Below are 15,232 nucleotides of genomic sequence, written 5' to 3' on the forward strand. Positions count from 1 at the left end.
CCGTGATGCGGGGAATCAGTTTCTGTCACAATGATCCTTAATGTAAACGCTACAGCCATATCAAATAGCTCTATCAAGGAAAGCCAATGGCAAACGATCTCATCAAACATATTTCGGACAGCAGCTTCGAAGCCGACGTGCTCAAGGACACCGGCGCGGTTCTGGTGGACTACTGGGCCGAATGGTGCGGTCCCTGCAAGATGATCGCCCCGATCCTCGATGACGTGGCGACTGCCTATCAGGGCAAGCTGACCATCGCCAAGATGAACGTGGACGAAAACCGCGAAATCCCCGCCAAGTTCGGCATTCGCGGCATCCCCACACTGATGTTGTTCAAGAACGGTGAACTGGCCGCCACCAAGGTCGGTGCGCTGAACAAGTCGCAACTGACCGCGTTCATCGACCAGCAACTGGCCGCTTAAAGCCAACCAGAAACCGCCTGCGCCCCGCCTTCGCCAATGGCAACGAAGGCTCCGCGCAGCGGCTTCAAATACCCCTTCTTTCGCAGCTTTTGACGTTGCGTGTCAGCGAAATGATGCAAGCCTTGGTAAATGGCTCTGCTATATCGCTGAATTTTCTGTAATAATCCAGTTCGATCTCTTCGCCGCATTTCGTACGAATCCTGTACAAAAATCACGGCCCTGTTCAAGATCATCGGCTTGCCAAGCGCCATATCCGGCCCGCACGGCTTACAGCTCTCCCAGATTTCAAAATCCGCTCCGTTCAGGAGTCACCCCATGCACTTAAACGAACTCAAGGCACTGCACGTGTCTGAAGTCCTCAAGCAGGCTGAAGAGCTTGAGATCGAAAACGTCGGCCGCATGCGCAAGCAAGAGCTGATGTTCGCCATCATCAAAAAACGCGCCAAGGCTGGCGAACAAGTGTTTGCCGATGGCGTGCTCGAAATCCTGCCCGACGGCTTCGGCTTTCTGCGCAGCCCCGACACCAGCTTCACAGCCAGCACGGACGACATCTACATCTCGCCCAGCCAGGTGCGCCGCTTCAACCTGCACACCGGCGACATGATCGAAGGCGAAGTGCGCACGCCCAAGGACGGCGAGCGCTACTTTGCCCTGACCAAGCTCGACAGCGTCAACGGTGGCCCACCAGAGCAGAACAAGCACAAGGTGATGTTCGAAAACCTGACGCCCCTGTTCCCCAAGGAACAGATGCGTCTTGAGCGCGACATCAAGTCCGAAGAAAATATCACCGGCCGCCTCATCGACATCATCGCCCCCATCGGCCGCGGCCAACGCGCGCTGATCGTCGCCCCTCCAAAGAGCGGCAAGACGGTGATGATGCAGCACATCGCTCACGCCATCACCGCCAACAACCCGGACGTTCACCTGATGGTGCTGCTCGTTGACGAGCGCCCTGAAGAAGTGACCGAAATGCAGCGCACGGTGAAGGGCGAAATCATCGCCTCGACCTTCGACGAGCCCGCAGCCCGCCACGTGCACGTCGCCGAAATGGTGATCGAGCGCGCCAAGCGTCTGGTCGAACTGAAGAAGGACGTGGTCATTCTTCTGGACTCCATTACCCGTTTGGCCCGCGCCTACAACAACGTCGTGCCATCGTCCGGCAAGGTGCTCTCCGGTGGTGTGGACGCCAACGCCCTGCAACGCCCCAAGCGCTTCTTCGGCGCGGCCCGCAAGGTCGAAGAAGGTGGCTCGCTCACCATCATCGCTACCGCACTGGTCGACACCGGCAGCCGCATGGACGAAGTGATCTTTGAAGAATTCAAGGGCACCGGCAACTGCGAAATCCACCTGAACCGCCGCCTCTACGAAAAGCGCGTGTTCCCGGCCATCGAAATGAACAAGAGCGGCACCCGCCGCGAAGAACTGCTGCTGGCTCCCGAGATCCTGCAGAAGACGCGCATTCTGCGTCAGTTCATGTACAACATGGATGAGATCGAATCCATGGAACTGATGATCAAGAACATGAAGGCGACCAAGACCAATGTCGAATTCTTCGACATGATGCGCCGCGGCGGTTGATCCGTTCAGTCGTTGGTTTGATTCTTCAAACGCCCCGCAAGCTTCTGGTTTGCGGGGCGTTTTGTTTTGCCTGTTGCTTCTTTTTTTTACGAAGCCTGCTCGGCTTCGATGGGTTATTCGTTTTGAGGCGGCAATATCGCCCTTGATACTTTGTTGCAGAGCCTTGTCGTATGAACATACTGTCAGCGGCTCTGCGTCGCGTCTCAAGGGCGATCTTGCCGTTGTGGGGGTGATTAATGAAATTGCCTTTGCTTCGGGGCTTGCTGTAAATGCGGGTGCGGGGAAGCACTGGTTTTGAATTAATCTGGATCAATGCGCGCGCAACAATTGACTCAGGTCAATCACTCATTGACTGCTTAATCACATACTGAAGTCAGCATCAACACAACGAATGCTGGCTTCCGGCGCTTTTGCAATTGGCATGCAATGGCTTGCTGGCGTGGCTTGGCGCATTCGATTCGGAATGACTCAGATCTCCACTTCTACGCCCTCCTCCGCTTCTTCCACGTCGCCCGCTTCCCGAAAAAAACTCATCGTTCTCGCTGCGCTGCTGCTCGCCGGTGCGGCTGCGGGTGTCTATGGCTGGAAGCAATGGCAGGCTGCGCAAGAAAGTGCGGGCCTTGTCAGCGGTAACGGGCGGATCGAGGCGACCGAGGTGGACGTTGCCACCAAATATGCTGGGCGCGTGGCTGAGATTTCTGCGCAGGAAGGCGACTTCGTGACTGCCGGGCAGACGCTGGCGCGCATGCAGATCGATACCTTCCAGGCACAGCAGCAGGAGGCCATCGCGGGGCGTGACAAGGCCAATCATGCGGTGACTTCGGCGCGCGCCGATGTGGCGCTCAAGGAAAGCCAGTATGCCGCGACGCAGGCCACGGTGGTGCAGCGCGAAGCGGAACTCGACGCCGCCAAGCGCCGCATGGCGCGCACGGAAACGCTGGCCAAGCAAGGCGCTTCGTCGATGCAGGAACTGGACGATGACCGGGCACGCGTGGCAGGGGCACAGGCGGCGCTGAAGGCCGCGCAGGCGCAAGGCTCTGCAGCCAAGGCGGCGATTGAAGCCTCCAAGGCGCAGACGGTGGGCGCGGAATCGTCCGTGAAAGCCGCAGAAGCCACGATTCGCCGCATCGACGCGGATGTGAAGGACAGCAATCTCGTCGCCCCGCGCGATGGCCGCATTCAGTTCAAGCTCGCGCAGCCCGGCGAGGTGATCGGCGCGGGCGGCAAGGTGCTCAATCTGGTCGATCTGTCGGATGTGTACATCAGCTTCTTCCTGCCCGAAACCGTCGCGGGCCGCGTGGCGCTGGGCACCGATGTGCGCATCGTGCTCGATGCGGCTCCGCAGTACGTGATTCCTGCCAAGGTGTCGTTCGTCGCGAGCACCGCGCAGTTCACACCCAAGACCGTGGAGACCGCGAGCGAGCGTCAGAAATTGATGTTCCGCGTGAAGGCGCGCATCGCACCCGAGCTGCTCAAGAAGCATCTCGCGCAGGTGAAAACGGGCTTGCCCGGCGTTGCGTGGATCAAGACCGATGACAGCCGCGACTGGCCCAAGCATCTGCAGTTGAGCGCAGCTACCCAAGTTTCTGAAGCCGCAAAATGAACGGAGTGTCGACCTCGCAGGTCATGACGAATACAACTCCCGATTCATCGCTGGACTACGTCGCCGAAGTGCACGACGTGAGCCTGAATTACGGCAAGACGCAGGCGTTGCGCAGCTTGAATTTGCAACTGCGCGCGGGCTGCATGATCGGACTGATCGGGCCCGATGGCGTGGGCAAGTCCAGCCTGCTGTCGCTGCTCGCGGGCGCGCGCGCCGTGCAGTCGGGCAGCGTGATGGTGCTGGGCGGCGACATGCGCAGCAAGACACACCGCGATGCTGTCTGCCCTCGCATTGCCTACATGCCGCAAGGCCTTGGCAAGAATCTTTATCCAACGTTGTCGGTCGAGGAGAACCTGCAGTTCTTCGGTCGCTTGTTCGGTCATGATGAGGCCGAACGCCGCGCGCGCATCGACGATCTCACGCAGAGCACCGGGCTCCAAAAATTTCTCGCGCGGCCCGCAGGCAAGCTCTCGGGCGGCATGAAGCAGAAGCTCGCGCTGTGCTGCGCGCTGATCCACGATCCCGATCTGCTGATTCTCGATGAGCCGACAACCGGCGTCGATCCACTCGCACGTGCGCAGTTCTGGGATCTGATCAACCGCATCCGCAGCACGCGACAGCACATGAGCGTGGTGGTCGCAACTGCCTATATGGACGAGGCCCAGCGCTTCGACTGGCTGGCCGCGATGGACGACGGCGAGATTCTCGCGACCGGCACACCGTCCGAGTTGCTGGCACGCACGCAGTCGCAATCGCTGGAGACCGCATTCATCGCACTGCTGCCGCAAGAAAAGAAACGCGGCCACAAGGCGGTGGTGATTCCGCCGCTCACCGCCCGCGATGACGACATCGCCATCGAAGCGCAGGATTTGACGATGCGCTTCGGCGATTTCACCGCTGTCGATCATGTGAACTTCCGCATCCGGCGCGGCGAGATTTTTGGCTTTCTCGGCTCCAACGGCTGCGGCAAATCGACCACCATGAAGATGCTGACCGGCCTGCTGCCTGCGAGCGATGGCCGCGCCTGGCTGTTCGACAACGAGGTGAATCCGCACGACATCGCCACGCGCCGCCGCGTCGGCTACATGTCGCAAGCGTTCTCGCTGTATGGCGAACTGACGGTCGAGCAGAACCTCGTGCTGCATGCGCAACTGTTTCACGTCGCCAAGGCAGATGTGCCTGATCGCGTGACCGAAATGCTCGCGCGCTTCGGTCTTGAAAACGACCGCGACGCTCTGCCCTCCGCGCTGCCGCTGGGCAAACGCCAACGCCTGTCGCTGGCCGTGGCCATGGTGCACAAGCCCGAACTGCTGATCCTCGACGAGCCCACCTCGGGCGTGGACCCTGTCGCGCGCGACCAGTTCTGGAACCTGCTCGTCGAACTCTCGCGCCGCGACCGCGTAACGATCTTCATCTCGACGCACTTCATGAACGAAGCCGAGCGCTGTGATCGCATGTCGATGATGCACGCGGGCAAGGTGCTGGACAGCGACACGCCCGCCGCACTGGTCGCCAAACGCGGTGCAGATTCGTTGGAAGAAGCCTTCATCGGTTATCTGGTCGAAGCCTCCGGCGAACCTGCACCTTCGCTTGCCAAGGTGGAAACAACACCAGCCGCCGCAGAACCCGCCGCCACCTCCGTCCATCACGCAAAACCACAAGGCTTCAGCCTGCAAAGGTTGTGGAGCTATCTCTGGCGTGAGGCGCTGGAACTGCAGCGTGATCCCGTGCGAGCCACGCTCGCGCTCGTGGGCTCGCTGGTGCTCATGATCGTGATGGGTTACGGCATCAGCATGGACGTGGAAAACCTGCGCTTTGCCGTGCTCGACCGCGACCAGAGCACGCTGAGCCAGAGCTATACGCAAAGCATTTCGGGTTCGCGCTACTTCGTCGAACATGCGCCGCTCAGCGACTATGCCGAACTCGACCGGCGTATGCGCAACGGCGAACTGTCGCTCGCGATCGAAATCCCGCCGGGCTTTGGCCGCGATGTGCTGGCAGGCCGCACGGTTTCCGTCGGCGCATGGTTCGATGGTGCCATGCCATCGCGCGGCGAAACCGTGAAGGGCTATGTGCAAGGCATTCACCAGCATTGGCTCATGCAGCAGGCGCAGGAACGACTGGGGCAAAAGACGAGCAGCCAGATCGATATCGAAACGCGCTACCGCTACAACCCCGATGTGAAGAGCCTTCCCGCCATGGTGCCCGCCATCATGCCGCTGCTGCTCATGATGCTGCCTGCCATGCTCACGGCGCTGGCCGTGGTGCGCGAGAAGGAACTGGGCTCCATCGTGAACCTCTACGTCACGCCCGTCACACGCACCGAATTTTTGCTGGGCAAGCAACTGCCGTATGTCGCGCTCGCCATGCTGAATTTCTTTCTGATGAGCGCCATGTCGGTGTTCATGTTCGGTGTGCCGGTCAAGGGCAGTTACCTGCTGCTGATCCTCGCGGCGTTTCTGTTCAGCATCATCACCACCGGCATGGGTCTGCTTGCGTCCGCCGTCACCAAGAGCCAGATCGCGGCCATGTTCTTCGCGCTGCTCGGCACGTTGATTCCGGCCACGCAGTTCTCGGGACTGACCGATCCGGTATCGTCGCTCGAAGGCGTGGGGCGCTGGGTTGGCGAGATCTACCCGGCCACCTACATGTTCTCGATCAGCCGCGGCGTGTTCAACAAGGCGCTTGGTCTGCACGATCTCGGCGCGGCGCTGCTGCCGCTCATCGTCGCCATTCCGGTGATCATGGGCATCGCCATCTGGGCCCTGCCCAAACAGGAGCGGTAAACACATGCTCTTCAGCAGTCTTGCAAACATCTGGCGACTTGGCGTGAAGGAACTGTGGAGTCTCTGGCGCGACCCCGTCATGCTCATCCTCATCATCTACACGTTCACCGCGTCGGTCTACACCGCCGCGTCGGCCATGCCCGACACGCTGCACAACGCGTCCATCGCCATCGTCGACGAGGACCAGTCGCAGCTCTCCAACCGCATCACCTCGGCCTTCTATCCGCCTCAGTTCGTCAAGCCACGCACGCTCACGCAGCAGCAGGTAGACGCAGCCATGGACGCGGGCGACATCACCTTTGCGCTCACCATCCCCACGGGATTTCAGCGCGATGTGCTGAGCGGCAAGAGCGTTGCCTTGCAACTCAACGTGGACGCCACGCGTATGAGCCAGGCGTTCTCCGGCAGCGGCTACGTGCAGCAGATCGTCGCGGCCGAAGTCAGCGAGTTCGTGCAGCGCCATCGCGCCACAACCACGCTGCCCGTCGGCATCGAACTGCGCGCGCGCTTCAATCCGGGGCTCGAAAAAATGTGGTTCGGCGGGCTCATGCAAATCATCAACAACGTGACCATGCTCTCCATCATCCTCACCGGAGCCGCACTGATCCGCGAACGCGAACACGGCACGCTGGAGCATCTGCTGGTTATGCCCGTCACACCCACCGAAATCATGCTCGCCAAAGTCTGGTCGATGGGCGCAGTCGTCCTGTTCGCAGCAGCCGTGTCGCTCAACCTCGTCGTGCGCGGATGGCTCAAAGTACCCATCGAAGGCAGCATCCCGCTGTTTCTGGCCGGCGCAGCCTTGTGCCTTTTCGCAACCACCGCCATGGGCATCTTTCTCGCCACAGTGGCCCGCAGCATGCCGCAATTCGGCCTGCTGATGGTGCTGATTCTGCTGCCCCTGCAAATGCTCTCCGGCGGCATGACGCCGCGCGAATCCATGCCACAGTTCGTTCAGAACGTGATGCTGTTCGCGCCGACCACCCACTTCGTCGATCTGGGCCAGGCCATTCTCTACCGAGGCGCGGGAATCGAAACCGTCTGGAAGCCATTTCTCTGGCTGGCATGCATCGGCAGCGTGCTGTTCTGGGCATCACTCGCACGGTTTCGCAAGACGCTTTCGAGCATGGCTTGAGCTTTCGAACGGACATATTTCGCCAAATTTGAAATTCATGCGATAATGGCGGGCTTTTTCTTGCGGAAAGTACGTCAGAGAGGCTGGCGCGGCTCCCGCAACTGACCTGAAGGAAGATCATGAAAGAAGGCATTCACCCCAATTACCGCGAAGTTCTGTTCGTGGACCTGTCCAACGGCTTCAAGTTCGTGACCCGTTCCTGCGTGAACACCAAGGAAAACGATACTTTCGAAGGCAAGGAATACCCACTGTTCAAGCTGGATACTTCCAGCGAATCGCATCCTTTCTACACTGGCACACAAAAGTCGGTGGACAACATGGGTGGCCGCGTGGAGCGCTTCCGCAACCGTTTCGGCAAGACCACAGCGAAGTAAGCAAACAAGCTTGCACTTCCGGACGCCGGGCTCACTCTCGGGTGGCAGGCGTCAGGCACTTGCAAAAAGGCAGCCGGTTTCCGCGCTGCCTTTTTTGTTGGTTTTCCCGGTTTGCCGCTATGCTCTGACAGTTCGACGAGTGGCGGCATGCATACAGCGCCTCTTCCCTGCATCCTTCCCCTCACTGTCCGTGTCAGTGTGAATCACCCCAATCCCGCCATCGTCGCCCAAAGTGCCGTGCGCCCGCTTTACCGCTGGGCTCTGTGGCTGCTGTGCGTGTCCTATGTGATCTTTGGTTTTGTCGGCCGCGACCCGTGGCGCAATTCCGATGTGGCCGCATTCGGCTACATGCGCGAGCTGGCGCTGGGCAACACCTCCTGGTTTGCGCCCACGCTGGCCGGTCTCTCGCCCGATATCGAGGGGCATCTGCCCTACTGGCTGGGTGCCTGGGCGATCCGGCTGGCACCGAGCTGGATTCCAATGGAGTTCGCCGCACGGCTGCCGTTCATCGTCATGCTCGGACTGACGCTGGCCGCCACCTGGTACAGCATCTATTACCTCGCCCGCCAGCCGGGCGCGCAGCCCGTGGCCTTTGCCTTTGGCGGCGAGGCCTATCCGCTGGACTACGCCCGCGCACTCGGTGACGCGGGGCTGCTTGCGCTGATCGCGAGTCTCGGCCTCGCCCAGCTCTCGCACGAGACGACCGGTTATCTGACGCAGCTGTGTTCGACCGCGCTGCTGTTCTTTGCCGCTTCGAGCATTCCACACCGCCGTGGCACCTCAGCCACCTTGGGGTTTGTGGGGCTGCTCGGTCTGTCGCTCAGCGGAGCACCCACGGTGTCCGTTCTGTTGGGTCTGGGCAGCGCGCTGATCGTCTCGCAGTCCGGCCAAGCCTCGCCCGCCAAGCGCATCGAAAGCGGCATCATTCTGGCGATGGCAACCTTGGCCGCCGCTGGCATCGCTGCGCTGCTGGGTCTGTGGCATTTCAATGCCGTCATGCCAAGCGGCTTCAAGGACATTCAAAGCAATTTCCGCCTCGTGCTGTGGTTCTGCTGGCCTGCTTGGCCGCTGGCGCTGTGGACGCTGTGGCGCTGGCGTCGCCAGATTTTCACTGCGCAATGGAATCGCCATCTGCTGCTGCCACTGTGGTTCTGGCTGGTGGCAGTCGCCGCAATGATGACTTCGCGTCCAGCCGACCGAGCCCTGCTGCTGGGTCTGCCCGCGCTGGCCGCCTTGGCCGCCTTCGCGCTGCCGACCTTGCGCCGCAGCATTGGCGCGCTGATCGACTGGTTCACGCTGATCTTCTTCAGCATCTCGGCCATCACCATCTGGGTGATCTGGATCGCGGTGCAGACCGGATTTCCACCCAAGCCTGCGGCGAACGTCGCACGTCTGGCACCCAGCTTTGTTCCGACCTTCTCGTGGATCGAATTCACGCTCGCTCTGGGTGCAACGCTCGCCTGGTGCGCGCTGGTCTGGTGGCGCGCCTCGCGCAACCGTGACGCGCTCTGGAAGAGCCTGATTCTGCCGGCCAGCGGCGCAACCCTGGGCTGGATTCTGCTGATGACGATCTGGCTGCCGATGCTCGACCACGGCCGCAGCATGGCCCCGCAGATCAAGCCGCTGCTCACGCTGATCGACGACAAAAGCGGCTGCGTGGGTGGCTACGGCCTGTCGCGCGCGCAGATCGCCGCGATCAGCTACTACGGCGATCTGACCATGGTCGCCTCGCGCAACGCCGACCGCTGCGAGTGGATCATCACCGACTCCGACGCCACACCGCCCGTCACCGAAGTCTGGCCCAACGCGCAGTGGGAAGAAGTCGGCGGCGTTGCACGTCCCACCGACCGCACGGACCGCCTCGTCGTACTGCACAGGCGCGAGCGCTGATGTCCGAGCGCTCCATCATTGTCCGGCACGCGGTCACGGTGCTGGCGGGCCAGTTGGCCGTCATGGCGTTTGGCGTGACAGATACGGTCGTCGCCGGTCGTCACTCCGATGGTGCGCTCGCCGCACTGTCGATCGGCTCTGCCGTGTTCATCAGCGTCTATGTGTCGCTCATGGGCGTGCTGCAGGCATTGCTGCCCATCTGGGCCGAACAACGCGGCGCTTCGCACTCCACGCAATTGGGCGTGAGCGTGCGCCAGTCGCTGTATCTGTGGCTGGCAGCCAGCGTGATCGGCATGTACCTGCTGCTCTCGCCCGACGCCATCCTGCGCTGGACCAAGGTGCCGCCCGAGCTGCGTCAGGTGGTGATCGACTATCTGCACATTCTGGCCTTCGCACTGCCTCCCTCGCTGCTGTTTCGCATCTACAGCACCATGAACCAGTCGCTGGGCTATCCCCAATTGGTGACCTGGCTGCAGGTCGCCTCGCTCGCGTTCAAGGTGCCGCTGTCGATCTGGTTCACCTTCGGTGGCGCGGGCATTGCCGCGCAAGGCGCTGCGGGCTGCGCGTGGGCGACGCTGGTGGTGAACTACTCGCTGATGTTCTGCGGCCTGTTCATGCTGCGCACCCAGCGCATGTACGACCCGCTTGCGCTGTGGAAGCCCATGGAGCGCCCCGACTTCGCGCAGTTGGCCAAGTTTCTGCGTTTGGGCGTGCCTGCCGGGTTGTCGATTCTGGTGGAGGTCACCTCGTTCACGCTGATGGCGCTGTTCATCGCGCGTCAGGGCACATTGGCGTCGGCAGCGCACCAGATTCTGTCCAACGTGGCCGCCGTGCTGTACATGGTGCCGCTGTCGCTTGCCATTGCGACCAGCGCACGCGTGAGTTACTGGCGCGGCGCGTCGAACGAAGCTGCTGCCCGCACGGTGGCAATGAAAGGCTTTCGCATGGCGGCGACGATGGGCCTGGTGCTTTCCGTGGCGCTGGCGCTCACCAGACATCAAGTGGCTGCGTTCTACTCCACCAATCCCGCCGTCATTGCGCTCACCGCATCGCTGCTGATCTGGGTGGCGGCCTACCACATGGCCGATTCGATCCAGACACTGTGCATCTTCGTGCTGCGCAGCTACCGCGTGACTTTTCTGCCGTTCGTGGTCTATGGCCTGATGCTCTGGGGTGTGGGACTGGCGGGCGGCTATGTCGTGGCCTATGAAGGGTTCGCAGGCTTGGAGCCCTACCCCTCGCCCGCGCCGTTCTGGGCCTGCAGCGCGGCGGCATTGGCCGTCACCGCGCTGCTCTTCACTGCTCTGCTGGCTCGCGCGCTGAAGCGCTGCGCGCCAGTTGCTGAGGCTCGTTCACAGGCACCGGCGGCCTGATGATCGTGGGTCTGGCTGTGCGCACGCGCGAGGCCGGGAACACCACGGCGAAGGTCGAACCCTTGCCCTCCACGCTCGAGATCTGCAGCGTCGCGCCATGGCGTTGCACCGCATGCTTGACGATGGCCAGCCCCAGCCCCGTGCCGCCGGTCTCGCGCGAACGGCTGCGGTCCACGCGGTAAAAGCGTTCCGTCAATCTCGGAATGTGCTCGGGCGCAATGCCCACGCCGGTGTCGGTGACGGCAAAGCGCGCGTTGCCGTTGTCCAGCACCTCCCAGCTCACCGTGATCGTGCCGCCCGCCGGGGTGTAGCGCACAGCGTTGTTGACCAGATTCGACAGCGCGCTCTGCAGTTCGGCCACCACGCCCGCAATCTGGCCCGCAGCCTTCATCGCTTCGGCCGCCGGGAAGATGATGTGGTGTTCCTTCTTCTGGTTCACCGTCAGCGTTGCCGAGAGGCCCTTGGCCTCCTCCTCGCTGCGCCTGAGCAGCGCCTCCACCGGAATCCAGTCGCTCATGCCCGGCAGCGGGCTGCCTTCGAGGCGCGAGAGCGTCAGCAGATCCTGCACCACGCTTTGCATGCGGGCCGCCTGCTGCGACATCATGCCGAGGTAGCGCTGCTGCTCATCCTCGGTGAGCTGCAGCGTCTGCAACGTTTCGACGAACCCGGTCAGCACCGTGAGCGGCGTGCGGATCTCGTGCGACACGTTGGCCACGAAGTCACGCCGCATGGCTTCGGCCTGCTCCAGCGCCGTGATGTCCTGCGACAGCAGCAGTTTGCGGCCATCGCCATAGGGATGGAGCTGCACCGAAATGCGCACCGGCCGTGTCGGCGTGCTGGAGCGGCCCTGCAGCGCAATGGGACGCGCGTAGTTCTCGGCGTTGTAGTAGGAGGTGAAGTCCGGGTCACGTACCAGATTGCCGATGGACTGCATCAGATCGCGGCTGGCATCGAAGCCGAAGTGCGCCTCCGCCATCTGGTTGCACCATTCGATGTGGCCTTGCTCGTCGAGCAGCACCACGCCGTTGGGCGACGCCTGAAGCGCCGAGAGAATGTCGTGCAGCCGCGCGTCGCTTGCCTTGATCTGCAACTGCGCCTGACGCACCAGCCGCCGCGCACGATCCGCCGCCTCGCCCCACATACCGCGCAGCGACGGTGCCGCCTGCGGATCGCCCTGACGCAGCCAACGCAACACCCGCGTGCCGCGCCAGAAGTCCCAGACAAACCAGACCCAGGTCGCCACAGCCACCCCCGCCATGGCACCCCACAGACTGCCGCCCTCCCACCAACCGAAGGCTCCACCTGCGATCTGAAAACCGAAAAAGAATATGAAACGCCAGAGCATGGTTCAGCGTAAATAGCGGCATTTTGACGTGCCGCTGTTGAGGAGATATGTCAGTTATACGCGCAAGTGCTTATCCCCGGTCAAGCCGAGAACGAGCACCCGGTATTTGGCCCGGTATTGGGTATTGGTATCGAAACAGCAGATTCCGCAGAGCCAAGAGCGCCGGAACTCCCAGCCCCAATGACGAGACAGGCCCTCAGGCGCGACGCCAAGCCACAGACAGTATCAGGGCAACTTGTCTCGGGTGCTCCCGCGCATCGCATCCGTGATTCCGGCGATCTGCGGCGTTGCAGAGCCTCGCAATAGCGGTGCTATTGCTGCGTTCTGCGCCTTGCATCTCATCCAGAATCACGGCGCGCTGCATCGGGATCACCGAAGACAAGTCGCCCTCGGCAGGGCTTTGCAACAAAGCATGAGGGCCTGTATCGTCAGTTCAAGACGACCGACGAACCAGTCGAAAAAGCAGTTCAAGCCTGCATCAGAGCGGGAGGCTGTGCAGTGAGGCGATAACCTGCGCCTCGCACGGTCTCGATCATGCTCGATGCGGCACCCAGCGCTTCGCGCAGGCGCTTCACATGCACATCAACCGTACGCTCTTCGATGAACACATGATCGCCCCAGACCTTGTCCAGCAACTGGGCACGGCTGTGCACGCGCTCGGAATGCTTCATGAGGAAATGCAGCAGCTTGAATTCCGTCGGGCCGACCTTGAGCGGTTGCGCCTGATACGACACGCGGTACGTGGCGGCGTCCAGCGTCAGCTCGCCGATCGACACGCTGTCGCTCACCTGCTCCGGTGCGCGGCGGCGCAGCACGGCGCGGATGCGCGCGAGCAGTTCCTGCGTGGAGAACGGCTTGGTGATGTAGTCATCGGCACCGGCATCGAGCCCCGCGACCTTGTCCGGCTCGTCGCCGCGTGCGGTCAGCATCAGGATCGGGATCGGCTTGGTGCGCGGATCGGCGCGCCACTTGCGAGCGAGTTGCAGACCGCTTTGGCCGGGCAGCATCCAGTCGAGCAAGATCACGTCGGGCAGCACGGCGTCAAGCTCGCGCTGGGCTGAGTCACCGTCTTCAGCCCAGATGGGCTGAAAACCGTTGTGACGCAGGTTCACGGCGACCAGCTCGGCAATCGCCGACTCGTCTTCGACGATCAGAACGCGAGGTAGTTTCTTCATCTCTCACACCGCCTTTCAACCGACTGCCGACTCGATTTCGTCCATTGCAGTGTGGCGCACATCCTTGCCCTTGACCAAGTAGATGATGAGTTCGGCCACATTCTTGGAATGGTCTCCGATGCGCTCGATGGCCTTGGCCAGGAACAGCAGATCGAGGCTGGGCGAGATCATGCGCGGGTCTTCCATCATGTAGGTGACCAGCTTGCGCACGAAACCGTCGAATTCCTTGTCGATCAGATCGTCTTCCTTGAGGATGTCGAGCGCGGCCTTGGTGTCGAGGCGCGCGAACGCATCCAGCGCCTTGCGCAGCAGGCCCGATGCCAGGTCGGCTGCCATGCGCAGGTCGCCCGAGGGCAGCGAGCGGGCCGAGCCACTTTCGATGATCGAGCGCACCATGCGCGCCATGCGGGTGGCTTCGTCACCCATGCGCTCGAGGTTGTTGATCGCCTTGCTGAACGCGATCAGCAAACGCAGGTCGCGAGCGGTCGGCTGGCGGCGGGCGATGATGCTGGACAGCTCGTGGTCGATTTCGACTTCCATGCTGTTCACGCGCTGTTCGATCTGCTCGACGGCCTCGACGGCCTCGATGCTGAAGTGTGCAAGCGCGTAGATGGCCTGGCGGATCTGCGACTCGACGAGACCGCCGAGTTCCATCACGCGCGAGGAAACGCTGTTGAGTTCGCTGTCGAACTGCGAGGAGAGGTGTTTGTCTGGCATGTTGTGTTCTCCTTGTATGTCTTCAACCGAAACGGCCGGTGATGTAGTCTTCGGTTTCCTTGCGCTGCGGCTTGAAGAACATTTGTTCCGTATCGCCGAATTCGACCAGATCGCCCAGATACATGTAGGCGGTGTAGTCGCTGCAACGCGCAGCCTGCTGCATGTTGTGGGTCACGATGACCACGGTGTAGTCGTTCTTCAGCTCGGCAATCAGCTCTTCCACCTTGGCGGTCGAGATCGGATCCAGCGCCGAGCAGGGTTCGTCGAGCAGCAGCACTTCGGGCTTGATCGCAATGCCGCGTGCAATGCACAGACGCTGCTGCTGACCACCCGAAAGGCCCGAGCCGCTCTGGTGCAGCTTGTCCTTCACTTCGGTCCACAGCGCCGCCTTGCGCAGCGCCCATTCGACGCGCTCGTCCATGTCAGTGGCGTTCAGGCTTTCGAACAGCTTCACGCCGAAGGCGATATTGTCGTAGATCGACATCGGGAACGGTGTGGGCTTCTGGAACACCATGCCGACCTTGGCACGGATCAGCGCCACGTCCTGCTTGGAGGTCAGCAGGTTTTCGCCGTCCAGAATGATCTCGCCTTCCGCGCGCTGCTCGGGATAGAGCTCGAACATGCGGTTGAAGGTGCGCAGCAGCGTGGACTTGCCGCAGCCCGATGGGCCGATGAACGCGGTCACCTTGTTCTCGGGGATCTCAAGGTTGATGCCCTTGAGCGCGTGGAACTTGCCGTAGTAGAAGTTCAGGTTGCGCACCGTGATCTTCGAGGTGTTTGCCGACAGACTGTTCTTGATGGGAGCCATGATGAGGTGTTCCTCTTCGATTGGAT

General features: G+C 61.7%; 12 protein-coding genes. 8 read left to right on the plus strand and 4 right to left on the minus strand.

Annotated elements, in window-relative coordinates; genetic code table 11:
- Nucleotides 1-86 precede the first annotated feature (86 nt).
- The 8 genes from trxA to G7048_RS00615 all read left to right on the plus strand — a co-directional run bounded on the left by trxA (nucleotide 87) and on the right by G7048_RS00615 (nucleotide 11,161).
- The gene (gene trxA / locus G7048_RS00580; RefSeq protein WP_166066299.1) at nucleotides 87-422 is read left to right on the plus strand and encodes a thioredoxin TrxA; all 336 of its coding nucleotides are present in this window, start codon (nucleotides 87-89) and stop codon (nucleotides 420-422) included.
- Nucleotides 423-737: 315 nt separating this feature from the next.
- A complete protein-coding gene (gene rho / locus G7048_RS00585) occupies nucleotides 738-2,000 on the plus strand; it encodes a transcription termination factor Rho (RefSeq protein ID WP_166066300.1) in 1,263 nt (420 codons plus the stop codon).
- Between the two features lie 463 nt (nucleotides 2,001-2,463).
- The gene (locus G7048_RS00590) at nucleotides 2,464-3,603 is read left to right on the plus strand and encodes an HlyD family secretion protein (RefSeq protein ID WP_166066301.1); all 1,140 of its coding nucleotides are present in this window, start codon (nucleotides 2,464-2,466) and stop codon (nucleotides 3,601-3,603) included.
- 23 nt (nucleotides 3,604-3,626) lie between these two features.
- Nucleotides 3,627-6,389: a ribosome-associated ATPase/putative transporter RbbA gene (gene rbbA, locus G7048_RS00595; RefSeq protein WP_205750369.1), complete on the plus strand. Its 2,763-nt coding sequence runs from the start codon at nucleotides 3,627-3,629 to the stop codon at nucleotides 6,387-6,389.
- 4 nt (nucleotides 6,390-6,393) lie between these two features.
- Nucleotides 6,394-7,524: an ABC transporter permease gene (locus G7048_RS00600; protein ID WP_166066303.1), complete on the plus strand. Its 1,131-nt coding sequence runs from the start codon at nucleotides 6,394-6,396 to the stop codon at nucleotides 7,522-7,524.
- A 119-nt stretch (nucleotides 7,525-7,643) separates the two neighbouring features.
- The gene (locus G7048_RS00605; protein ID WP_166066304.1) at nucleotides 7,644-7,898 is read left to right on the plus strand and encodes a type B 50S ribosomal protein L31; all 255 of its coding nucleotides are present in this window, start codon (nucleotides 7,644-7,646) and stop codon (nucleotides 7,896-7,898) included.
- 198 nt (nucleotides 7,899-8,096) lie between these two features.
- On the plus strand, nucleotides 8,097-9,788 hold the full coding sequence (locus G7048_RS00610; RefSeq protein WP_166070715.1) for a hypothetical protein: 1,692 nt from the start codon (nucleotides 8,097-8,099) through the stop codon (nucleotides 9,786-9,788).
- Nucleotides 9,788-11,161 (plus strand): MATE family efflux transporter, encoded by a 1,374-nt coding sequence (locus tag G7048_RS00615; protein ID WP_166066305.1) that lies wholly within the window; start codon nucleotides 9,788-9,790, stop codon nucleotides 11,159-11,161. The genes G7048_RS00610 and G7048_RS00615 overlap by 1 nt, the downstream gene beginning before the upstream one ends.
- Here G7048_RS00615 and phoR read toward each other — a convergent pair.
- From phoR to pstB, 4 genes are all read right to left on the minus strand, one after another.
- The gene (phoR, locus tag G7048_RS00620; RefSeq protein ID WP_166066306.1) at nucleotides 11,085-12,506 is read right to left on the minus strand and encodes a phosphate regulon sensor histidine kinase PhoR; all 1,422 of its coding nucleotides are present in this window, start codon (nucleotides 12,504-12,506) and stop codon (nucleotides 11,085-11,087) included. The genes G7048_RS00615 and phoR overlap by 77 nt on opposite strands.
- Before the next feature lie 467 nt (nucleotides 12,507-12,973).
- A complete protein-coding gene (gene phoB / locus G7048_RS00625; RefSeq protein WP_166066307.1) occupies nucleotides 12,974-13,681 on the minus strand; it encodes a phosphate regulon transcriptional regulator PhoB in 708 nt (235 codons plus the stop codon).
- Nucleotides 13,682-13,696: 15 nt separating this feature from the next.
- A complete protein-coding gene (gene phoU, locus G7048_RS00630) occupies nucleotides 13,697-14,398 on the minus strand; it encodes a phosphate signaling complex protein PhoU (RefSeq protein ID WP_166066308.1) in 702 nt (233 codons plus the stop codon).
- A gap of 22 nt (nucleotides 14,399-14,420) precedes the next feature.
- Nucleotides 14,421-15,206 (minus strand): phosphate ABC transporter ATP-binding protein PstB, encoded by a 786-nt coding sequence (gene pstB, locus G7048_RS00635; RefSeq protein ID WP_166066309.1) that lies wholly within the window; start codon nucleotides 15,204-15,206, stop codon nucleotides 14,421-14,423.
- Between the last annotated feature and the right edge of the window lie 26 nt (nucleotides 15,207-15,232).

The sequence above is a fragment of the Diaphorobacter sp. HDW4B genome (genome assembly GCF_011305535.1).
Lineage (GTDB): Bacteria > Pseudomonadota > Gammaproteobacteria > Burkholderiales > Burkholderiaceae_C > Diaphorobacter_A.